The 590-nt window shown below is 51.6% G+C and carries 1 pseudogene; it reads right to left on the bottom strand.

The features are described 5' to 3' along the window. Positions 1-590: pseudogene (locus tag CIK04_RS24915) on the bottom strand (response regulator transcription factor); the annotation flags it as partial.

Below are 590 nucleotides of genomic sequence, written 5' to 3'. Positions count from 1 at the left end.
CGTCGATCCCACGTTCAAAAGGATCGGCATCGCGGCCCCAAATCTCCCGTGCAATATCATCGCGAGACAAAATCGATTCGGCATGGGAGAGAAAAAGTGCCAGCAACGAGAGGTCTGCGCCACTGAGCTGTTTGACGTTTTGACTGGGTATGGTGAGTGAGCTGGCGTGTCACGGTATCGAGTTGCCAGTCAGCAAAACGGATTTTACGAGCAAGGCGCAAATCACTGTGATTTTGGCTACGACGCAAAATGGTTTTGATCCGCGCCAATAACTCTCTTGGGCTAAAGGATTTGGTGATGTAGTCGTCAGCCCCCATTTCAAGACCCGCGACGCGATCAGCCTCTTCCGCCACAGGCGTGAGCGATGATGAGTGGCACGTCTGAGTGTCGACGGATTTTCTGGCACAGAGTGAAGCCATCATCGCCCGGCATCATGATGTCTAAGATGATCAAATCTGGCGGACAGAGTTCAAGYTTCTTCCACATCACTTGACCATTCTCGGCGCACTGCACGTCAAAACCGGCTTTGCCTAAGTAATCTGATAAGGCTTCTCGTAAGTCTTGATGGTCATCCACGACCAGAATCCGTT

Source organism: Vibrio sp. 03_296 (assembly GCF_002265885.1).
This window is presented reverse-complemented; position numbering and strand designations above follow the sequence as displayed.